15 protein-coding genes are annotated in these 19345 nt (G+C 63.4%); 9 read left to right on the top strand and 6 right to left on the bottom strand.

The window, feature by feature from the left end; genetic code table 11:
* Positions 1–40: 40 nt before the first annotated feature.
* On the bottom strand, positions 41–1387 hold the full coding sequence (locus LB513_RS01930; protein ID WP_224661752.1) for an O-antigen ligase family protein: 1347 nt from the start codon (positions 1385–1387) through the stop codon (positions 41–43).
* The gene (locus LB513_RS01925) at positions 1356–2354 is read right to left on the bottom strand and encodes a glycosyltransferase family 2 protein (protein ID WP_224661751.1); all 999 of its coding nucleotides are present in this window, start codon (positions 2352–2354) and stop codon (positions 1356–1358) included. Before LB513_RS01925 ends, LB513_RS01930 begins: the two co-directional genes overlap by 32 nt.
* A 172-nt stretch (positions 2355–2526) precedes the next feature.
* On the opposite strand from LB513_RS01925, the gene LB513_RS01920 reads away from it, so the two are divergent.
* Genes LB513_RS01920 through LB513_RS01910 form a run of 3 tightly spaced genes read left to right on the top strand, consistent with a single transcriptional unit; the run spans position 2527 to position 5416 of the window.
* Positions 2527–3699, top strand: coding sequence for a glycosyltransferase (locus tag LB513_RS01920; protein WP_224661750.1), 1173 nt, complete (start codon positions 2527–2529; stop codon positions 3697–3699).
* A complete protein-coding gene (locus LB513_RS01915; protein ID WP_224661749.1) occupies positions 3696–4490 on the top strand; it encodes a WecB/TagA/CpsF family glycosyltransferase in 795 nt (264 codons plus the stop codon). The genes LB513_RS01920 and LB513_RS01915 overlap by 4 nt, the downstream gene beginning before the upstream one ends.
* Positions 4487–5416 carry a DUF6492 family protein gene (locus LB513_RS01910; RefSeq protein ID WP_263481904.1) on the top strand — a complete coding sequence of 310 codons (930 nt, stop codon included), beginning with the start codon at positions 4487–4489 and terminating at the stop codon, positions 5414–5416. The genes LB513_RS01915 and LB513_RS01910 overlap by 4 nt, the downstream gene beginning before the upstream one ends.
* 51 nt (positions 5417–5467) lie before the next feature.
* Here the strand turns inward: LB513_RS01910 and LB513_RS01905 are convergent, their stop codons facing one another.
* Positions 5468–6763 carry a lipopolysaccharide biosynthesis protein gene (locus LB513_RS01905; RefSeq protein ID WP_224661748.1) on the bottom strand — a complete coding sequence of 432 codons (1296 nt, stop codon included), beginning with the start codon at positions 6761–6763 and terminating at the stop codon, positions 5468–5470.
* Positions 6764–6961: 198 nt separating this feature from the next.
* On the opposite strand from LB513_RS01905, the gene LB513_RS01900 reads away from it, so the two are divergent.
* The 4 genes from LB513_RS01900 to LB513_RS01885 all read left to right on the top strand — a co-directional run bounded on the left by LB513_RS01900 (position 6962) and on the right by LB513_RS01885 (position 13198).
* Positions 6962–9403, top strand: coding sequence for a GumC family protein (locus LB513_RS01900; RefSeq protein WP_224661747.1), 2442 nt, complete (start codon positions 6962–6964; stop codon positions 9401–9403).
* A gap of 118 nt (positions 9404–9521) precedes the next feature.
* Positions 9522–10421: a bifunctional methylenetetrahydrofolate dehydrogenase/methenyltetrahydrofolate cyclohydrolase FolD gene (folD, locus tag LB513_RS01895; RefSeq protein WP_224661746.1), complete on the top strand. Its 900-nt coding sequence runs from the start codon at positions 9522–9524 to the stop codon at positions 10419–10421.
* A gap of 7 nt (positions 10422–10428) precedes the next feature.
* Positions 10429–11448: a GlxA family transcriptional regulator gene (locus tag LB513_RS01890; RefSeq protein WP_224661745.1), complete on the top strand. Its 1020-nt coding sequence runs from the start codon at positions 10429–10431 to the stop codon at positions 11446–11448.
* An 88-nt stretch (positions 11449–11536) separates the two neighbouring features.
* Entirely contained in the window at positions 11537–13198 is a 1662-nt protein-coding gene (locus LB513_RS01885) for a vWA domain-containing protein (protein ID WP_224661744.1), read from the top strand.
* A 27-nt stretch (positions 13199–13225) separates the two neighbouring features.
* On the opposite strand, the gene edd is transcribed toward LB513_RS01885, so the two are convergent.
* The 3 genes from edd to zwf form a co-directional block, all read right to left on the bottom strand.
* Complete coding sequence (gene edd / locus LB513_RS01880; RefSeq protein ID WP_224661743.1) at positions 13226–15049, bottom strand: phosphogluconate dehydratase; 1824 nt, start codon at positions 15047–15049, stop codon at positions 13226–13228.
* 72 nt (positions 15050–15121) lie between these two features.
* Entirely contained in the window at positions 15122–15838 is a 717-nt protein-coding gene (gene pgl / locus LB513_RS01875; RefSeq protein WP_224661742.1) for a 6-phosphogluconolactonase, read from the bottom strand.
* A complete protein-coding gene (zwf, locus tag LB513_RS01870; RefSeq protein WP_224661741.1) occupies positions 15820–17289 on the bottom strand; it encodes a glucose-6-phosphate dehydrogenase in 1470 nt (489 codons plus the stop codon). Before zwf ends, pgl begins: the two co-directional genes overlap by 19 nt.
* 299 nt (positions 17290–17588) lie before the next feature.
* On the opposite strand from zwf, the gene LB513_RS01865 reads away from it, so the two are divergent.
* Together LB513_RS01865 and LB513_RS01860 are read left to right on the top strand one after the other, a co-directional pair.
* Positions 17589–17951 carry an SDR family oxidoreductase gene (locus LB513_RS01865; RefSeq protein ID WP_263481903.1) on the top strand — a complete coding sequence of 121 codons (363 nt, stop codon included), beginning with the start codon at positions 17589–17591 and terminating at the stop codon, positions 17949–17951.
* Between the two features lie 84 nt (positions 17952–18035).
* A complete protein-coding gene (locus LB513_RS01860) occupies positions 18036–19337 on the top strand; it encodes a Mur ligase family protein (protein WP_224661740.1) in 1302 nt (433 codons plus the stop codon).
* The last annotated feature ends 8 nt before the right edge of the window (positions 19338–19345 follow it).

Raw genomic sequence — 19345 nt, 5'->3', positions numbered from 1 at the left:
GCCTTCACATAAACGCTCGCGCCCCGGCGGGGAAGCCCTGTCAGGAACGAGGCCAAGACCGCGCATTGCGACCGCCCTCTCGCACGGCAATCGGGCGCAGCGACACTTGCCGGAGGCCGAGCACCCCCAGCACGAAAAACAGCCATACCGGATCGCCGCGATGGAAGAAGAAGCTCTCCAGGAAGGCATTGAGCGCTGCGAACAGCACGACCATCATGAAGAAGTCGCCGAGATAGATGTTCTCCTTGCGCAGAGGGATGCGCATGTAGTCGCGTAAAGGCGCCAGCAGGAACGTGTAGACGGCCACGCAAAGTGCCGGAATGCCCATCAACAACGCGATGTCGAGGTAACCGTCATGGCCGTGCACGATGGTCCTGATGTCCCACGGACGGTCGAAGGGCTGGTCCTGGTTGAGCAGCAGTGGCGTTCCCCAGAAGCTCTCGTAGCCGTAGCCGGTCCATGGCTTCTTCGCCAGCATCGAGCCGGCGAACTCCCACAGCGTCGTTCGGCCTGTATAGGTCATGTCGGGGAAATAGATTGCCGCCAGATGCTTGACCGGCGGCAGGAAGACGATGCCCAGCGTGCCGACCGCCGTGGCGATTATCGCCGCCGCGAACAGGATCGGCGTGCCGAGCCGCATACCCATCAGGCTAGGCAGCACGACGATCAGGATCGAGAAGGGCACCAGACCGGCGGTCGTCTTGGAGCCGGTATGCAGCATGAAGATCATCGCCGCGCAGAAAATGCCCGCGCCCCACCAGCGTTGCCCGCGCCGGTAGAGATAAAGGCCCGCAAAACTGAAACAGGCCATGATCGGTCCGGCGATGTTCTTGTGGGTGAACACCCCACGCCACAGCCCGGCATGCTCGGGCTCCTGCGAATCGGCGGTGTGCATCGCCTCATGCGGGAAGACGATGAGGCCGGCATAGGAAAGGCCCATGACCACGACGGCGGTGAAAATGATGACCTTCGCGAAGGCGTCGGCATCGCGCGGCAGCACCAGGATGGTCGCCATGGTCAGGATGCCGATCAGCGTGAACGAGGCGGCGCGCATGGCCGAAGGCGGGTCGGTCGCCAGGACCACCGACAGGAAGAAGAAACCCAGCATGAGCATCCAGGAGGGGCTCAGCAGCGAGCGCACGATGCGCGGGTCGGCGAAGGCCATCAGCGAGAAGATCGAGACGGCGCCGAGAGAGCCCAAGCCGAGCTGGTTGACGATGTCGCCGCCGTCCCCGGTCAGTACGGCCCCGCCGGGCTGGAATGGCCGGAAAGACACCAGGATGACTGTGAACAGCAACGCGGCGATCGTGGTCGCCACGCCTTCGCGCGTGAACGCGGCGCTGAGCGGCGCCCGCTCAGTTTTTCTCGGGCTGGCGGTACTGCTCATTGGCATATCCGAATTCGGCCAGTACACGGCCGAGCGCCACATGGATGGGGTAGATGGCGACCGCCGGCGATCTCGTTAATGCCAACCGCGTCAGGCCGCGAAACGGCGAGGCGGCAAGCAGCGCCAGGCTCTTCAGCAGCACCCTGGTGCCGGCGAGCGGCGAACCGGCGCGCTTCTTCTTCTCGACCAGCGTCGAGATCACGCCATTGCGCAGGCTGCGGGCGCGGATCCAGTCGGCCTCGACGCGCCGCGCCGGTACGGACTCCCGGACCTCGGCCTCAGCGCACCAGCCCAGAACGAAGCCGCGTTGCACCGCCCGGCTCAGGAAGTCCGAATCGCCGCCGCCCATGAAATTGAATCTGAGATCCAGAAAGGGCGGCCCCATGGCTGTCAGCACGTTGCGCCCGACCAGAAGATTGCCGGACGAATACAACGCGGGCACCCGTCCCGACATCCGGTAAGGGGGCGCAAACACGGGATGATCGGCCCATTTCGCATGGGCCGGATCCGCAAAGTGCGGTATCTGCGGGCCGCCGACAATGTCGGCGCCGAGTGTTTCAGCTGCCTTGCACATCCGCTCCAGCCATTGTGGATCGGCGGTTTCATCATCGTCGATGACCAGCAGATGCCTGAAGTTCGGAAACTGCACGATCGCCGTCTGCCAGCCGGCATTGTAGGCGCTGCAATTGCCCCGCTCATGCGCAACGACGACCAAGCCCTCTACCTCGCCGCGCTCGTACAGCGGCAGCACGGCCTTGGCGCCGGCGAGCGCTTCCGCTTCGTTCTCCATAACGATGACGGCAAAGCGCCTGCCGGTCCGCTGCGCCTTCAAGGAAGCAAGGGTTTCCAGCACCTGTTGCGGGCGCTTGAAGGTCGGCAAGGTGACGACTGCGTCGATAGTCTCGGCGGCAAGCTGCGGCGAGCGTCCCACGATCGATACCGAACCGTCCGATGGCAAAGGGATCATCCGTGTCCAGTCACATGGTGAGTTGGTGCTGTGGTAGCATCGCGGCGATAACGTTTCGTTAATCACCTTGCAGGGAGAAGCCTGCCATGCATGAGCTTTGCACCGCCGATTGTGTCCGCTTAAGCAAGGCTTCACCGCACTTTGCTACCGGCTGCACCACGGGATAGGTGAGATGCATCTGCTGTTCGCCACATCTATCGTGCCCGACGGCGGACTTGCCTCGGGCTACGAGATCGCCAACGCCGCCATCATCGCCGCCTTGCGGCGCACTGGCGCGCGCGTGACGGTCCTTGGCTTCACCTGGCCGGGAAGATCCGCGGCCGATCCTGAAAACACCCTTGTGCTGGGCCCTATTGACGTACGCACGGAAAATGCCTCGTCGCTGCAGAAACTCGCATGGGCCGGCAACGCGCTGCTTTCGGGCCTTACCTTCGCATCGGTCAAACTGCGGATCGTGTCTGAGACCGATGTTGTCGCCGCCGTTGAACGCGCCGGTCCGGTCGACTTCTATATCCTGAATTCGGTGCAGTTTGCCGGTGCCTTTGAAAAGCTGTTCGGCGACCGGCCCTCGATCTTCATCGCTCACAATGTCGAGCATCTTTCGGCGCTGGAGAACGCTGCCGCCGCCCCCGGCATCTTCCAGCGCCTGCTGTTTCGCCGCGAAGCGAGGCTGCTTGAGACCATGGAAGAGCGTCTCTGCCGCCGGGCTCGCTTCGTCTTCACGCTGGCCGAGGACGATCGCGCCGCGCTTGGTGTGGCCTCCGCAGACCGTTCCGCGGTGCTGCCCCTGGTGACCGACGCCAAGGCGCCGACCGTAAAGAGTCCTCGTCGCATCGATTGCGACGCGGCCTTGATCGGCACCTGGACCTGGCAGCCGAATCGCATCGGACTCGACTGGTTCCTCGACAAGGTCGTGCCGCGTCTGCGGCCCGATTTTCGCATCCGTATCGCCGGAGACGTCCCGTCGGGAGTGACTACCGCTCATCCGGGTGTCGCATTCGTCGGTCGCGTCCCGGATGCGCAGGCCTTCGTCCGCGGCGCCGCCGTCATCCCGCTGATCAGCACCGCTGGCAGCGGAGTCCAGTTGAAGACGATCGAAACCTTTGAACTCGGCCTGCCTTCCGTCGCCACCAGCCACTCGTTGCGTGGTATCGACCATCGCCCTTCCAATTGCGTGGTCACTGACGATCCCGCCACCTTCGCCGAGGCATTGGAGGCGGCTGCGGCCGACATCCGGGATGTCGACGGCGCCGTTTTTCACCGGCGCCAGCTCGCCGCGCTCGATGCCGCTATCGGGATCGGCCTGCGCAAGCTCGCCAGGGCGAGGCAGGAGGCGTTCTCATGAGCGTGTATCCCTCCCGTCCCGTGTTCAGTCGCGACAGGCTGAGGATAATTCTCGGCATATCGGTGCTCGCCATCCGCTGGGACGACGCGATCCGTTTGCTGGGCCGGCTGATTGCGGAGCGGCGTTTCACCAAGATCAGTTTCCTCAACGCCCACAATGCCAACATTGCCTACATCGATCCGGTCTTCGCAGAAGCGCTGGATGATTTCCTGATCCTGCCCGATGGCGTTGGTGTCGATCTGGCGGCGAAGTTTCTCTACGGGGCGCCCTTTCCAGACAACCTCAATGGCACCGATCTCGTGCCGGCGTTCCTGCAAGCCACGACGCAGCCGCTGACCGTGGGGCTGCTCGGCGCCACGCGCGCCAATGCCGAAGCGGCGTCGCTCAGGTTGATGGCGCTGGCCGGCCAGCACCGCTTCGTGGTCATCCATGATGGGTTTTTCTCCGCCGATCAGGAGGCCGGGATCATCAAGCGCATCGAGGATCTGCGTCCGGACGTGCTGCTTGTCGCCATGGGGGTTCCACGCCAGGAACTGTGGATCGCCCGCCATATCGACGCGCGCCATTGCACGCTGCCGATCGCCGTTGGTGCTTTGCTCGATTTCTTCAGCGGAACCGTGCCGCGCGCGCCCTTGTGGATGCGCCGGCTGCGCCTCGAATGGGTGTTCCGGCTTGCCATCGAGCCCGGCCGCCTCTGGCGCCGATATATTGTCGGCAATCCGCTGTTCCTGATGAGGGTGGCCAGACAGAGATTGTCGCGCAGGGTCCGGGCCGCCGGAGACATCGCTTGAAAAGCCAGTTCGCGTCGGGTGTAGCCATCGACTCCGGCCCGCTTCCGTCGACGCCGATTTGCGCCGTCGTGACGGCGAGCTACGCACCGGATTTCGAACGCTGCCGCCTGTTGTGCGAGACACTCGACCGGCACGTCACCGGCGTGGCGCATCATTATATTCTGGTCGAGCATCGCGACATCGCGCTTTTCCGACAGCTGGAGAACGGGCGCCGCAGCATCGTCGACGAGCGTGATCTGCTGCCGCGTTGGCTGCGCGCCTTCGACGATCCCCTCAGCCTGTTTCGCCGGCGCGTCTGGCTCAGCCTCAAGACCCAACCGCTGCGCGGCTGGCATGTGCAGCAGCTGCGCCGCATAGCCATTGCCGCCCACGCGTCCGAGGATGTGCTCGTCTTCTGCGATTCCGATGTCGCCTTCCTCAAGCCCTTCGACTGTGACGCCTTCTGGCGCGACGGCAAGGCGCGACTGTTCCGCCGCGACGGCGTGCTCGCGCAGCAAGGCTATGAGGAGCATCGTGCCTGGTCCCGCAACGCCGGCTCGGCCCTCGGCATCGATCCGTCGCGGACGTCGAACCACGACTACATTTCGACGCTGATCGCGTGGCGGCGCGACACCGTGCTGGCCATGTGCGCCCGGATCGAGAAGGTCCATGAGCGCGGCTGGGTCGAAGTCGTGGGGTCGGCGCGCAGATTTTCCGAATGCATGATTTACGGGCGTTATGTCGACGATCTTCAGGGCGGCGCCGGCCATTTCCATGCTGCGGATGAATTCTGCCGCGTGCACTGGACGGGCGAAGCGCTTTCGGATGACGAGTTCCGCCATTTCGTGGCAGCCATGTCGCCAGAGCAGGTGGCCATCGGCATGCAGTCGTTCATCGGCACCGATATCGGCCGTATCCGCCGCCTGATCGGGCTGGACAAAGGCTGAGTCGCCAAGCCTAGGCTCGGCCTTCCGGCATTAGGCACCAGCAAGAAAATTCTAGACCGGCTTGGCTGGCTTGCGCATCGCCGAATAGGTGAGCAGCATGGACGCGATGTAAAGAAACAGGAAGACGACGTTGAGCGACAGCACAAGGGTTGGCGTGTCGGCGATCCTCGTCAGCACATAGGTCAGCAGCGCCGCCTTCAGTGCGGCCAGCAGGCCGAGATTGAGCGCTCGCACCAGCGTCTGTCCTCTCGCGAACAGAAGCTCGGCCTGGTACTCGACCAGATTGCGCAGGCCTGGAACGCAGATCGCCAGCCCCACGAGGGGGGCCGCCTCCGAGACATTCCTGCCAAGTGCGTTGGGGAAGAAATGCAGCACCAGGCCCAGCGCCAGCAGCGCCGAAGTCGAGACGAGAAAGACCCCGCCTTCGATGCCGCTCTTCACTCGCAGCCGTGACAGCATGTCGGGCGCGCGCATCATGCGCTGCACCAGCATCATCGAGAAGGTGCGGATGGGGATTGCCGTCAGGTCGACCAGCCGCATGATGATGGCGTAGATACCGGCCAGATGCGGCCCGCCGATCGCAAGGACCAGAAGCTTGTCGAATTCCGATTGGAGGTAGAACAATATCTCCGCGCCGGCGACGTAGATGGAATCGGCAAGCCGGCGCACGTAGAGCGCGATGCGCAGCCGCAGCCGCTGCCGCGGGTAGAACCAACCAAACGCAAGCAGCAGCGACGCGGCGTTGGCGCCGAGATAGAACCAGGACCATATCCATATGCTGTGCTCTGGCCAGACCATGAACAGCACAGCGCCCAGGGACCGCAGTGCCGTCGCCAGGATCGCCAGCACCGCTGCGCGCCCGAACCTGCCAAGGCCGTTGTTGACGATCAGCGCCACTTCCACCGGCCGCCACAGCAGCGCTTCGGCCGCGACGATCGCCACGAATACCGATAGAGGCACCGTGCCGGCGAAGAAAATCAGATAGACGCCGAACGAGGTCGCGGCCAGCATTGGCAATGACAGCAGCGCGAGCAGCAGAAAGCCCGCGGTGAAAGTGCCGATGAGGTTCGGGCGGATGGTGGCCGTGCGGTAAAGGGCCGAGATGAAACCGAAAGCGAGGATGCGCGACAGCATCACGCCCGCCGCGGAGGCCGTGGCGAACATGCCAAACTCGGAAATCGACAGCGTATTGGCAAGCGCGATGAAATAGGCAAGCGAGAACACCAGGCGACCGCCGGCGCCGCTGATCGCCGACAGATAGTCGCGCAAGACCCCCCGTCGCTCGGCCACGAAAGCGCCGATCCGGGCGAGCAGCCGCTTTTGCGGTATGTCACTGGCCTGCGTCATGTGTTGGCGAGAGCCTAGATCGCAAAGCTTAACGTGCCGTTCGGAAAATAACTGGGCGGGTGCCAGGTGCGCCGGCGACGCACGCAAACAGCCTCTCCTCCGAGGCAAAATTAACGTTTTGTTTTCCATGCCTGTTTAGCGTGGTTTAACGAATGGCCGACTGCGACGTCGTGGCCGCCAGGAACAAGCGCCAAGACTATGGTTGACATGAAAGACCGTGAAGACTGGAAGCGCGAACGGTCTCTGCTCGCGCTCGGTCAGGCTGTTCGCGGCGAGGACGACACCGGAGCGCCGCCCGGGTCGCCAGGCTATCGCGCGCACCCCTCATGGCGCGAGGATGCCGCGACACGTCACCGTCTCGCCCGCTCGCAGCGTGAGACGCAATCGCCCGGCCATGAATCTGATTTTCCCCCACCGCCGCAACAGGTGGAATCCGCCGAATATGCGCCAGCCTCGCCAGCCGCGACCGAACAGAGGCCGCGGCCGGAACATGACCAGGATGCCTATCGGTCGCACGCCGAATTCGAAGTTCGTCATCCCCATGGAGTGCAACAATCCTCCAGCGATGACGGCGACGGACAGCGGTGGAAGCCGCTGATCGATCCGATGCAGGTCGTGCGGGGCGTTGCCAGGTCGAAGCTCCTGATCGTGACCACGACCCTTCTCGGCGCCGGTCTGGGGATTGCTATCGCCCTGTCGACGCCCAAGAAATACGAAGCTTCCACCGAACTGATCGTCGACCCGCGAGACCTGAAACTAACCGACCGCGATCTCACCCAATCGGTCGTCGCTTCCGACGCCACGCTGGCTATCGTCGAAAACCAGGTGCGGGTGCTGACGTCGGGAACCGTTCTCAACAAGGTCGTGGACAAGCTCAACCTCGTCGACGATCCTGAGTTCAACGGGCAGGGCGGTGGCGGCTTCAGCCCTATCTCGCTGATCCGCTCCGTCCTTTCGCCAAGTGACGGGCCGGGCGGTGCCGACAGCCAGCGCCGCCGCGCCCTGGCCCTCAACAATTTGGCCGAGAGCCTGTCGGTCGAGCGCGGCGGCAAAACCTTTGTCATCACGGTCAGCGCCACCACGCAGAACGGCGAGAAGTCGGCGCTGATCGCCAACACCATGACGGACGTGTTCCTGCAGACCTTCGGCCAGATTCAGTCGGAGACCGCCGGTCGTGCCACCGACGAATTGACGGCGAGGCTCGACGAGTTGCGCAAGGGCGTCGAAGCCGCGGAGCGCAAGGTCGAGGATTTCAGGGCCTCGCACGACCTCGTCGACGCGCAGGGCCATCTCATCAGCGACGACGAAATGTTGAAGCTCAACGAGCAGCTGTCGGTTGCGCGCGCCCGCACCCTGGAACTCAACGCCAGGGCAGCCTCGGCGCGCGGGGTCGACGTCAACTCCGTGCTCGCCGGAACCCTGCCGGAAGAGATCAGTTCGAACACGATGAGCGACCTGCGTTCGCAATACGCGACGCTCAAGCAGGAGGCCGATCGCGCCGCCATCCGGCTTGGCCCCCGCCATCCGGAGCTTCAGGCGCTCAATGCGCAGCTCGCCGGCGCGCGCGAGCGTATCGCGTCGGAGCTGCGCCGCATCGCGTCGTCGTTGCAGGTGGACCTCAAGCGCGCGGTTCAGCTCGAACAGGATCTTGCGTCGCGCCTGGCGCAGCTGAAAGTCCGCAGCGGCGACGTCAACGACGACCTGGTATCGATGCGAGAGCTGGAGCGCGAAGCAACCGCCAAACGGTCGGTCTATGAACAATATCTGCTGCGCGCCAAGGAGACTGGCGAGCAGAAAGATATCAACACCGCCAACATCAATGTGATTTCGAAGGCCTTCGCCCCGCTCGAGGCCACCGGGCCGTCGCGAGCCATGATCGTGCTTGCCGGGCTGCTGCTGGGCTTTGCGTCCGGCATCGGCCTCGGCGTCATGCGTGGCGCCTATGAGAGCTTGCGCGAGACCGCCACATCGCGCTCGCGCCGCGACCGCTCCGAGGACGAGCGCCGGACGCGATACGAGGACAGGGCATATCAGGCGGCACCTCCGCCGACATCGCGGCTCCCAGAATCGCCCGCGCCTCCACAGGCAGAAGCCGCAAGCGCCAAGGACGGTCGGATCGGTGCACTGCTGTCGAGGATGCGCGATGGCTTGTCGCGCAAGCCGCCCGCACGGGACACGGGTGAGACCCGTCCCAAGAGGTCGGCAGCCGGTGCAGCGGACATTGGAATCTCCGCGCAGGATCGGGCTCCAACCGCCCGGGGCGAACCATCACCGGCATTCGCTTCGCAAGAGGTAACTTCGCGATCGTCTTCCCCGCAGGGCGCCGATACTCCGGATCCGCGGCACGTTGCGCAGCCGATGGACGTTCCCCGGGGGCAGCCCTCGCGGACGCAGCCGCAAGCCGGCTATCCCGATTCGCGGCCCGTGCCAACGGCCGAAGGGCAGACGCCCAGTCCACTTGGGCCCGCGCCCTATCCGCGGCAGACGCCCCAGCCTCTCGCGCAGTCGGAGGAGCCTTCGCAAGCCACCGATCCGGCCGGTTCCCAGCCATCGATCGATGAAATCCGCGCCAGCCTGCGTGAATTCCGCGAAGCAGTCCATGGACTCACCGGAAGCCGTGCGGGCCGCCGCTATTTCTGAGCGTCGAATAAAGGCTGCCGGTTTCGAGTTAGCGGCATGGGACGGCGCTCTGACGAGATTGCCCCGCCGAATTTTCGTGAAAATGTCGCCCGAAGCATCGCGGTGTTGAGGGTGGTCCATGGCCGAAGTAATTGACGGTAAGAGTGTTGCCGAAGACGTGGTGCGGCAGGTCAAGGCCCTGACGGCCGACCTGATTGCCAAGGGCAGGGCCAAGCCCGGTCTCGCCGTCGTGATCGTCGGCGAGGATCCGGCGAGCCAGGTTTATGTCGCCTCCAAGTCTCGCACCGCCAAGGATTGCGGCTTTCATTCGGTCCAGCACACGCTGCCCGCCGAAACGTCCGAGCAGGCCCTGCTGAAGATCATCGGCGAGCTCAATGCCGACCCGGCCGTCAACGGCATACTGGTGCAGCTTCCGCTCCCCGCTCATGTCGATGCTGGCAAGATCATCCAGACCATAGCGCCGGAGAAGGATGTCGACGGCTTCCATTTCATCAATGTCGGCAAGCTCGGCACGGGCGAACTCGACACCGCCTTCGTTCCCTGCACGCCGGCCGGCTCGATGCTGTTGATCGAACGCGTGCGCGGCAAGGACCTGTCCGGTCTCAATGCCGTGGTCGTCGGCCGTTCCAACATCGTCGGCAAGCCGATGGCCAACTTGCTGCTTGCCGCGAACTGCACCGTCACCATCGCCCATAGCCGCACCAAGGACCTGCCGGCACTCGCCCGCACCGCTGATATACTGGTGGCCGCTGTCGGTCGGCCGGAAATGGTCAAAGGCGACTGGGTCAAGCCTGGCGCGACGGTCATCGATGTCGGCATCAACCGCATTCCCGCGCCCGAAAAGGGCGAGGGCAAGTCCCGCCTCGTCGGCGATGTCGCCTATACGGAAGCGGCCAAGGTGGCCGGCGCCATCACGCCTGTGCCCGGCGGCGTCGGGCCTATGACCATTGCCATGCTGATGGCCAATACGTTAGCCTCGGCCTATCTTGCGGCCGGATTGAAGCGGCCCTCCTTCTGAGCCCGGATTGTCCCTGAAAGCCACAGCTTTGCCGAACCCCACCAGTCTCCAGGAGCGGCCGGTCGTCAGCGATCCCGTTCAAGGTGGCCGGCATTTTGCCTTCCTGCTGGTCGACAAATTCTCCATGTTTTCGCTGGCGGCGGCGATCGACACCTTCCGTTCGGCGAACCGTCTGCTTGGCCGCGATTTCTATGCCTGGACCACGGTATCGGCCGATGGCGATGCCGTGATGGCGTCGAACGGCCTGCCGCTGAAGATTGACTACGCAGTTGCCGACCTCCCGCCCGTCGACATCCTCTTCGTTTCGGTCGGTTTGACGACGGAATTTCACGGCAAGAGCAAGGTTCTGGCGGCGCTGCGGAGCTGGGGCCGGCGTGGCAATGCGCTGGGCGCGCTGTCGGTTGGGTCCTACTTGCTTGCCGAGGCAGGTCAGCTCGACGGCTATCGCTGCACGATCCATTGGGAGAACCGCGCCGGCTTCGTCGAGCGCTTTCCCGACATCAATTGCACGGGCAACGTCTTCGAGATCGATCGCAAGCGCTACACCTGCGCCGGGGGTACCACCTCGATCGACCTGATGCTTGAGATCGTGCGGGGCGACTTCGGCTCCAACCTCGCCAATGGCGTCGCCAACCAGTTCCAGCACGAGCGCATCCGCTCGGCGGGCGACCGGCAGCGTGTCGGCCCCGAACGCGACCTGACCGGCAAGTCCGAGAAGCTCAGGCGTATCGTCGAATTGATGGCCGACCATCTCGACGAGCCTCTGTCGGCGGTGCAACTGGCCAAATCGGCGGGCTTGTCGGTGCGCCAGGTCGAGCGCCTTTTCCTGCGCCATCTCAATGTCACGCCCGGCCGCTACTATATGCGACTGCGGCTCGAGCGGGCACGCGAATTGCTGCGCCAGACCAACATGCCGATCCTCGACGTCGCGATCGCGACGGGCTTCACCTCGCATTCTTATTTCGCCCAGAGCTACCGGCTGCAATTCGGCAGGCCGCCGTCGGAAGAGCGACGCACCACATATTAAGCCGCCACCGGCCCGGGCTTGTGTCTCGACGCGGGCTCAAATAGCTTTGGCGCGCGGACGGACGGGATGGCTCATTCAGGAGATTTCGATGGCGGGACTTGCACGGAACATCGCCGCGGCGATGTTCCTTTTGTCGATGACAACGCTGGGTTTTGCCGCCGATAGGGTCATCATTGTCCTCGATGCGTCCGGCTCGATGTGGGCGCAGATCGATGGCCGGCCCAAGCTTGAAATCGCTCGGGAATCGCTGAAGACGGTCCTTCAATCGACCCCCGCCGATGCGGAAATCGGCTTCATGGCCTATGGACATCGCGAAAAAGGCAGCTGCGACGATATCCAGCTGATCGTGCCGCCCCAGCCCGGATCGGCAAGCGCGATCACCGCTGCCGCCGACAGCCTGAAATTTCTGGGCAAGACACCCCTCACAGCGGCCGTCAAGCAGGCTGCCGAGGCGTTGAAATATACGGAGGACAGGGCAACTGTCGTCCTGATCACCGACGGCCTGGAAACCTGCGGAGGTGATCCGTGCGCGCTCGGCAAGGAGCTTGAGGCGGCCGGCGTCGATTTCACCGCCGACGTTGTCGGCTTCGGCCTGACCGCCGACGAAGGCAAGCAGATCGCCTGCATCGCGGACAATACAGGCGGCAAGTATATCCAGGCATCCGACGCGAAGGCGCTGCGGGAAGCGTTGGCCGAGACGGTCGCCGCGCCAGAACCGTCCCCCGCTCCGGCACCATCGCCCGAACCAGCTCCAGCACCGAAAGCGGCGGAGATCGACTACAATCTCATTCCGACAGCGCTGCTCAAGGAGGGTGGCGAACAGCCGAAGTCCGATATCTATTACGAGATCTTCAAGGATGACGCGCAGGGGACGAGCGGCCAGCATGTCGATTCCGGTTACAACGCCATCAAGTTCCACATTGCGGCGGGAAATTATATCGTCGTTGCGACCAGCGGGGCTGCGAGAGCCGAAGCGAAAGTCTCTCTGACCGCCGACAAGGCGACGGAAATGGCGCTCAACCTAAACGCCGCGTCGCTCGACATCCGCGCGCGGCCATGGCCCGGCGCAGATGTCGACCGCAACGCGCAGATCAGCATCGCCTATCCCGGTGGCACGTCCGACAGCAATTACGGCGAGGCGAAGCTGGTTGTGCCGACTGGCGAGACCAAGATCACCGTGCGCCTGGGCGCCGGCGAGGCAAGCGAAACGATGCAGCTCGCCGCCGGCCAGGTCGTGGACAAGGACATGATCGTCGGCGTGGGCAAGGTCAAGGCAAATGCCTTCTACACCCAGGGCGGCGAGAAGGCTGGCACCGATGTCTCGTGGAAAGTCTACAAGGCCGCCAAAAAGATCGACGGTACACGCGACCAGGTGACCTATGCCTTTGGCGCCGACAGCCAGTTCGATCTCCCGGCCGGCGACTATGTGATGAGCGCAGAAGTGCAGGCGGCGTCCGTCGAACAGCCTTTCACCGTGACTGTCGGTCAGATGAGCGATGTCAACGTGACGCTGAACGCTGGTGTCCTGGCCGTGGAGGCGCCCGGAGCCGACGGCTACAAGATCTATGAGGCCAAGAAGAACATCCAGGGCGAGCGCAAGCAGGTGACTTACGCCTTCGGAGAGAAGATGCAGACAACCCTTGCCGCGGGCGATTATGTGCTGGTGACCAATTTCACCACTGACAAGGCCGACAAGGAAACACCCTTCGCCATCAAGGCTGGGGAGCGGACAGAACTTAGCGTCCAGTAGCCCTCGACGGTCGCGATTCGCCGCGGGTCAAGCGCCGCCAAACGCGCTCGCGCCGTGGTCGGCGCGGCCGACCAGCTGGCGGAAACCGGCGAACAGTTCGCGGCCGAACCCGAATTCATTGCCGATAAGATCGACTTCCGCCGTGCGGCGCAGCGCAAAGTCCGGCGCCGGCACGTGCACTTCGAGGGTCCCGGCATCGGCGTCCAGCCGGATGATATCGCCGTCATGGATCCTGGCGATCGGCCCGTCTTCGACGGCTTCCGGTGTGACATGGATCGCCGCCGGCACCTTGCCGGAGGCGCCGGACATGCGTCCGTCGGTAACCAGCGCAACGCGCTGGCCGCGATCCTGCAGGATGCCGAGCACTGTGGTCAGCTTATGCAGTTCGGGCATGCCATTCGCCTTCGGCCCCTGGAAGCGGATGACGGCGATGAAGTCGCCGGTCAGCGTGCCGGCCTTGAATGCGTCGTTCAGCCCTTGCTGGCTGTCGAATACCCTGGCCGGCGCCTCGATGACACGCCGCTCCGGCTTCACGGCGGATGTCTTGATGACGGCATGTCCGAGATTGCCCGCCAGCACCTTGAGGCCGCCTGTCGCCTGAAAGGCCTTGTCGAAGGGCGCTAGCACCTTTTCGTCGCCGCTGATCCGGGGCGCGGCCTCGCGCACCACGCCGCCATCGGCGCCGAGCCTGGCCTCGACCGCATAGGGCCGCAATCCTTCGCCCCACACGGTCTGCACGTCCTCGTGCAGCACGCCTTCGTCGAGCAACTCGCGGATGAGGAAGCCGAGGCCGCCGGCCGCATGGAAATGGTTCACGTCGGCAAGACCGTTCGGATAGACACGCGCCAGCAGCGGCACCGCTTCGGAAAGATCGGAAATATCCTGCCAGGTGATGGCGATGCCGGCGGCGGCAGCCATCGCGATCAGGTGGATAGTGTGGTTGGTCGAGCCGCCGGTGGCGTGCAGGCCGACCACGCCATTGACGATCGACCGCTCGTCGATCATCCGGCCGACCGGCGTATAGGCATTGCCGAGCGCGGTGATCGCCAGCGCCCGTTTCGTCGCTTCCCGCGTCAAGGCGTCGCGAAGCGGCGTGCCGGGATTGACGAAGGATGCGCCCGGCGTGTGCAGCCCCATGATCTCCATAAGCATCTGGTTGGAATTCGCCGTGCCGTAGAAGGTGCAGGTGCCCGGCCCATGATACGACCTGGATTCTGCTTCCAGCAGTTCAGCACGTCCCACCTTGCCCTCGGCATAGAGCTGGCGGATCCTGGCCTTCTCGTCATTCGGTATCCCGGTGCTCATCGGCCCGGCCGGGATGAAAACCGCCGGCAGGTGGCCGAAGGTCAGCGCCGCGATCACCAGACCCGGCACGATCTTGTCGCAGACGCCGAGATAGACGGCGGCGTCGAACATGTTGTGCGACAGGCCGATCGCCGCGGACATGGCGATCACGTCGCGCGAGAACAGCGACAGCTCCATGCCTGGCTGGCCTTGCGTCACGCCATCGCACATCGCCGGCACGCCGCCCGCCACCTGCGCGATGCCGCCTGCTTCGCGCGCGGCATCCTTGATCAGCGCCGGAAAGGTCTCGAACGGCTGATGCGCCGACAGCATGTCGTTGTAAGACGTGATGATGCCGAGATTTGGCACCTTGTCGGCTCCGAGCGCCTGCTTTTCCGACGGGCTGCATACCGCGAAGCCATGCGCGAGGTTGCCGCACGACAGGACCGCCCGGTTGGCGGTCTGGTTCGACGCCTCGGCGATCCGGCTGAGATAGCGTTCGCGGCCCGGTTTGGAGCGCTGGCGGATGCGCTCGGTGATGGCTTCGATATCGCGTCTGACGGTCATGGAATTGGTCCTTTCAGGCGAGGTCCCGGAAACATCCTCCCGCCGTTTATCGGGACCCCTCGGCAAGTTTAATCAAGGCGCCCAGAAAATCTCCACGGGCGTGGCGGCCGCTTCCAGCACGGCGCGGATCGGCTTTCGCGGTCCGGACGCGACCGCGCCGTCGAAGGCGACGCGCTTTTCTTCACCCTCTATGTGCAGAGCGACGAAACCGGCGTCGACGATACGCGCCATCGACAGTGTCAGCCGCGGCTCGCCCGCGCTCACCGCATGAACCGGGAGCACGATCCTGTCGGAAGCTGCGTCGAGCAACGTCGCCAGCTCGTCGGCGTCGGGAAAGAACGAAGCGGTGTGGCCGTCGGGCCCCATGCCGAGCACTACGACGTCGAGGGGCCATGGCAGTGATCGCAGCTTCGCATTGTCGGATGCGGCCACGTCCTCGATGCTGCTGCCCTCATGGTAGAGCGGCACGAATTGGGCCGCCTTGGCCGCGTTCTGCAACAGATTGGCTGCAACAAGTCCGGCATTCGAGCGTGGCGACGAGGCCGGAACGAAGCGCTCGTCGACGAGCGTCACAATCACCCTGTCCCACTCTATCGGAACTGCTGAAAGCGCCGCGAAGAACTTTGCCGGCGTGGTACCGCCGGACACGGCGAGAAATCCCTGGCCGCGTTCGGCGATTGCCTTGGTCAGGCGGCCGGCGACATGGCCTGCCAGGGCGGCAGCGAGTTCCGCGCGGCTGGCAAAGCCGTTCCAGCTATAGGCGGCGCTGCTCAATTGCTCTCGTGCCATGTCCGTCCGTCGCGTTCGATAAGCGCAATAGAGGCCGACGGACCCCAGGTCCCCGCCGTATATCCCTGCGCGTCCTGCCTGGCGCTTTCCCAGGCATTCTGGATCGGATCGATCCATTTCCACGCGGCCTCGACTTCGTCGCGTCGCATGAACAGGGTCTGGTTGCCGCGGATGACATCCATGATCAGCCGCTCATAGGCATCCGGCGCGCGCCCGTCGAAAGACTGCGCGAAACTCATGTCGAGCGAAATCTGGCGCAGCCGCATGCCTCCCGGACCCGGATCCTTGATCATGATGAACTGCTTGACGCCTTCGTCGGGCTGCAGGCGGATGACCAGTTGGTTGGCCGATATCGGCCCCGCGCTGTCGCCGAAGATCGAATGCGGGATAGGCTTGAATTCGATGACGATTTCCGAAACCCGGGTCGCCAGCCGCTTGCCGGTCCTCAGGTAAAACGGCACACCTGCCCAGCGCCAGGTGCCGATCTCGGCCTTGATGGCGACGAAGGTCTCGGTATTGCTGTCATGGCCCAGCTCCTCGACATAACCCTTGACCGGGCCACCCGCCGAGGCCCCGGCGCGGTACTGCCCGCGCACGGTCTGCTTCGGCGCCTCATTGCCATTGATGCGCTTGAGCGCGCGAAGCACCTTCAGTTTCTCGTCGCGTACGGCGTCGGCGTCCATCGACGACGGCGCCTCCATGGCGACGAGGCACAAAAGCTGCAGCATGTGGTTCTGCACCATGTCGCGCAGGGCGCCGGCCTTGTCGTAATAGGTAACGCGGTCTTCCAGCCCCACGGTTTCGGCCACGGTAATCTGCACATGGTCGATATGGGCGGAGTTCCAGAGCGGTTCGTAGAGCGCGTTGGCGAAGCGCAGAGCCATCAGGTTCTGCACTGTCTCCTTGCCGAGATAGTGGTCGATGCGGAAGATCTGGCTTTCCTGGAAATTGTCGCCGACCAGATCGTTGAGCGTGCGCGCCGAGCTAAGATCGCGACCGATCGGCTTCTCCAGCACGATGCGCGATTTCGGCGTGATCAAATCGTGCTCTTTCAACTGGTGCGAGATATCGCCGAAAAGCGCCGGCGCAACCGCAAGATAGAAAGCCCGGATGTTGTCGCTCTCGCCGATCGCCTTCTTCAGCTTGTCGAAGCCGGCGCCGGTCGTTGCATCCGCCGAAATGTAGGAAAGTCGGGCGAGGAAGGTCTTCAGTTCCTTGGCGTCGATGTCGGCCGGTTTGACATGCTGCGAGATCGCCTGTTTGGCGAAGGCCTGGAACTCCGCATCGGTCATCTTCGCGCGCGACGCGCCGATGATGCGCGTCGGCTCGGAGAATTGATGGTCGCGCTGACGATGATAGAGCGACGGCAGCAGCTTGCGCTCGGACAGGTCGCCCGTGCCGCCGAATATGATGAAGTCGAAAGGATCGACGGGGATAATTTGGCTGGTCATTGTCTGTCCGCTCTGACGCCGGTCGCAAATACGCGGCTGATATAATCTAATCGATTTAAATTTTCCAGTGCTCTAATGGTCACATCCAAGTGTTATGCGCCGACCGCTTGACAGCGCGATGACCGGAAGGGCTTGTCGGCAAAGCGAGCCTGAATTGCCTTCGCGGGTGCAGCATAGAACGGGATCAGGGCGAAAGCCAAAGGTGAAATCGGCAATGGTCGAGGATCTTCTACCAAATGCGCCAGCTCCGGCTCCGCGACAGTACCGGATCGCCCGCCACCAGCCACAGGCAGTACCACATGCGTCTTGAAAACAAGGTTGCCATCGTCACCGGCGCCGGCTTGCGGCCGCGACCAGGTCTCACCTGGTACAATGCGTCGAAGGGCTGGGCGATCACCGCGACAAAATCGATGGCGGTGGAACTGGCGCCAAAGAACATCCGCGTCAATTGTCTTTGCCCGGTTGCCGGCGAGACCGGCATGCTGGAGAAATTCATGGGCGTCGATGCGCCCGAAATTCGGGAGAAGTTCCGCGCCTCGATCCCCCTGGGCAGATTGTCGACGCCGCTCGATATTGCCAACGCCGCTCTCTGGCTCGCGTCGGACGAGGCCGCCTTCATTACCGGCGTGGCGCTGGAAGTCGACGGCGGCCGCTGCATCTGAGTTGGTATGGGCGACACATGGCTGCGATTTGACTTGATTAACCGCGCGAAGGCATAAAGCTGCTCGCTCGAGGCATATGGCGGCATGATTATAGTGCGACTGCGGAAAATTCGCGAAGGCTTGGGGCAACGCCTCAGGGCTTACGGGGCAAGGCGCGCGCGCTCAAAAAGCAAGGCGACCTTCATCGGCATAACAGGGAGTTCGGGCAAATCGACCACAACGGCACTGCTTGGGCATATATTGGCCGGGCACGGTTCGGTCCATACTGAACTGCTTTTTCATTCGCTGAAGATGCTGTCGAAGATGCTTTCGCACAGGATCCGCGGCGTAAACTACGTGGTCGTCGAAGTGTCGGCATCGGCGGTCAATTCCATCAAGCCGTTGGCGGAAACATTGCGGCCGCAGGTTGCCGTCGTCACAATGATCCGGCTCGAGCATGTCTCCAGGTTCAGAACATTGGAGAATGTCGCCCGTGAAAAGGGCGCCCTTGTCGAGGCGCTGGAACCGGGCGGCCTTGCCGTGCTCAATGCCGATGATCCCAATGTGCTGGCCATGGCCTCCGGCAACACGCAACGCTTCGTCACATTCGGCGAGTCGGAAGCCGCCGGCTATCGGGTCACCGAGGTCAGTGCCGAATACCCGCGCTTGCTAAGCTTCAAATTGCACTGGCGCGGCGGCGTGCTTGAACTCAAAACCCCCTTTCCGGGTGAGCACTTCTGGCTGCCGACGGTCGCGGCTGCTGCTACGGCCCTGGAACTTGGAGTCCCTGCGCAAACGGTGAAGGACCGGATCGAAACGTTTCAGCCGATCGAAAACCGCTGTGAGGTTATCATCCCGGAGGGCGGGCCTCACTTCATCGTAGACTCTGTCAAAGCGCCTTGGCACTCGTTGCCCCTGGCCTTTGACATGCTGGCCAAATCAACCCTTGGTCAAAAGCGGATTGTGCTTGGCCAGATGTCGGATTTCAGCGATTCGAACGCAAAGTATGCCCGCGCCTATAAGAGCGTGCGTGAGATCGCAAACCAGGTAGTCTATGTCGGCGAGCATGCGCATCGTTCCAAGGCAAGCCAGGCCGATCGCGACACTGGCCGCTTCATCGAACTGCGCACGCCCAAAGAGGTCTCGGACTATGTTCGGCGGACAGCAGCGCCTGGTGAATTGATCTTGTTGAAGAGTTCTTCCAATCTTCATCTGGAACGTGTGCCGCTTGCCTGGACCCACGATGTTCAGTGCTGGGTGCCGGAATGCGGCAAAACGCAGGGATGCCAGCAATGCGGCCTCTATGGAATTCCCTTTGAACAGCATCGTGGCCTCGTCGAGCAGCGCCGACGATTGAAACGGCGGCATAGGCTCCGACGTCTGTTCGGTCTCGGAACTGGCGAATGACCATAGCG

This window comes from Mesorhizobium sp. ES1-1 (assembly GCF_020164785.1).
Lineage (GTDB): Bacteria > Pseudomonadota > Alphaproteobacteria > Rhizobiales > Rhizobiaceae > Mesorhizobium.
This window is presented reverse-complemented; position numbering and strand designations above follow the sequence as displayed.